This is a genomic window from Candidatus Symbiopectobacterium sp. (genome assembly GCF_020054415.1).
In the GTDB taxonomy this organism is placed as follows: domain Bacteria; phylum Pseudomonadota; class Gammaproteobacteria; order Enterobacterales; family Enterobacteriaceae; genus Symbiopectobacterium.
In genome coordinates this window covers 1-2,153 of the sequence record NZ_JAHWCO010000657.1, presented here as the reverse complement: position 1 = coordinate 2,153, position 2,153 = coordinate 1, and the positions used below count along the sequence as shown (strand labels likewise).

The following is a 2,153-nucleotide window of genomic DNA, read 5'->3' as shown; positions in this document are numbered from 1 at the left end:
CCAGAGCGCAGCGATTTATCTGGCAGGGGAACCGGTTGGTTTCATTGGCGTAATCCATCCAGAGCTGGAACGTAAGCTGGATCTGAATGGCCGTACTGTAGTGTTCGAATTGAGCTGGAACAAGGTCGCAGACCGCGTGGTTCCTGATGCGAGCGAAATTTCTCGCTACCCGTCGAACCGTCGTGATATCGCGGTTGTGGTAGCAGAAAACGTTTCGGCAGGCGAAGTTTTGTCAGAATGTAATAAAGTTGGCGCAAATCAGTTAGTTGGCGTAAACTTGTTTGACGTGTACCGAGGCAAGGGCGTGGAAGAAGGGTATAAGAGCCTGGCGATCAGTCTGGTATTGCAAGATACCTCTCGTACACTGGCAGAAGAGGATATTGCTGCTACCGTATCACAATGCGTAGAGGCACTAAAACAGCGATTCCAAGCATCCTTGAGGGATTGAATCTATGGCGCTTACTAAAGCTGAAATGTCAGAATACCTGTTTGAAAAGCTCGGGCTGAGTAAACGGGATGCCAAAGAACTCGTCGAACTCTTTTTTGAAGAAGTTCGCCGTGCTCTGGAAAATGGTGAGCAGGTAAAGTTATCGGGGTTTGGTAATTTCGATCTGCGCGACAAGAACCAACGGCCGGGACGTAACCCTAAAACGGGTGAATATATTCCGATTACGGCGCGCCGGGTGGTCACCTTCCGTCCAGGGCAAAAGCTAAAAAGCAGAGTTGAGAACGCCTCTCCCAAAGAGTAGTTCTTACATGCAATTCACAAAAAGGCCGCATTAGCGGCCTTTTTTATGCCGTGTTCGACGTTAGCATTTTGCGATTGATGCACCCGTGTCGTGGGGGCCTGCCGTGGTGTATGTGCCGGTACAGTGCGGTGATCATCAATTAGATGGCGTATCGCCAAGATAGGGTGGTGCAATAACATGCGCGGTCCCGACCAGCGCATAATAGCGCGAATCTGTTCGCGCTTGGCCGGTTGATAGCAATGGATTGGGCAATGCTACAGGCTGGCTTCTCTTCGCCAAACTGACAGCGCTCAAGGCGGTTAGTGGCATAGGCAGAAAGTTGCTGGTAGTGATCGCCGTACTCCACCTCTGCGGGATGATGCTTTTCATAAAGATCGATCATTAGCAGAACGGTGCGCAGTTCTCGCAGACGATATTTTCCCATCGGTTTTCGTGCCATGGTTGGCCTCTCATCCGGCTATTTAACTTAATGCATTTTAAATGCATTTTACTGGGTGAGATACCATGAATGTCAAAAAAAGCGGGAAAAAGGGAGTAGGGAGGAAAACGGCGAGAGGCAACGCTCTCGCCTGAAGATGACAGCATCTCGATGAAGCTGTTACGCCTGACCAAACTGGGCCTGATGCAGACGGGCATAGCTGCCGCTATTATCGAGCAGATCCTGATGACTGCCTTGCTCAATAATCCGTCCCTCATCCACCACCACGATACGATCGGCGTTCTGGATAGTCGCCATGCGGTGTGCGATCACCAGCGTCGTACGCCCGCTTGATAGTTCGCTTAGCGATTGCTGAATAGCCTGTTCAGTTGCCGTATCTAACGCGGAGCTCGTCTCGTCCAAAATCAGGATCGGTGGGTTTTTAAGGAAAATCCGCGCTATGGATAAACGCTGTTTCTGCCCCCCGGAGAGTTTCACCCCACGTTCACCGACAACGGTATTCAATCCGTCTGGCAAGGTGGCGATCAGTTCATCGAATGACGAACACAGCAGACGTCTGTGGCTGGAATTGATAGCGATGGCAAAAGACGTTGGTGTCCCGCTACTAAGTAGCGCAGCCCGGACGTTACGTAAACGACTGTACGGGATCCTGAATGCCATGAAACACAGGGTATCAAACGGTAATGCAGAGTCACTAAACAGCAAGATAAGGCTGCTGCGGATCAAGTCCAGAGGATATCGGAACAAAGAGCGCTTTAAGGTGGCAGTGATGTTTCATTACGGCAGGTTAAACATGGGGTTATGAGTCTCCCACCATGATCGGGGAAGACGAGCATGTTTAAGATTTTGTGTAAATGCCTTTCCTCAGAAGTGACCGTCAAGGCGGTCACCGAACTCGATAATAAAGCGACTCATTGCCATACGCCAGTCCTGTAAGGGCATCGTACATTTCTGTGATGCCGCCT

The 2,153-nt window shown here is 50.4% G+C and carries 1 protein-coding gene and 4 pseudogenes; 3 read left to right on the top strand and 2 right to left on the bottom strand.

Translation table 11 applies throughout. From position 1 onward, the window contains the following. Positions 1-448 (top strand): annotated as a pseudogene (gene pheT / locus QZ506_RS19010) (phenylalanine--tRNA ligase subunit beta); the annotation flags it as partial. 4 nt (positions 449-452) lie between these two features. Beyond that, positions 453-749: an integration host factor subunit alpha gene (gene ihfA, locus QZ506_RS19005; RefSeq protein ID WP_291973137.1), complete on the top strand. Its 297-nt coding sequence runs from the start codon at positions 453-455 to the stop codon at positions 747-749. 14 nt (positions 750-763) lie between these two features. On the opposite strand, the pseudogene QZ506_RS19000 reads toward ihfA, so the two are convergent. Further along, positions 764-1,188 (bottom strand): annotated as a pseudogene (locus QZ506_RS19000) (nitrous oxide-stimulated promoter family protein). Positions 1,189-1,347: 159 nt separating this feature from the next. Further along, positions 1,348-1,704 (bottom strand): annotated as a pseudogene (locus tag QZ506_RS18995) (ATP-binding cassette domain-containing protein); the annotation flags it as partial. Between the two features lie 43 nt (positions 1,705-1,747). Between QZ506_RS18995 and QZ506_RS18990 the strand changes: the two are divergent. Next, positions 1,748-1,993: pseudogene (locus tag QZ506_RS18990) on the top strand (transposase); the annotation flags it as partial. Positions 1,994-2,153: the final 160 nt, after the last annotated feature.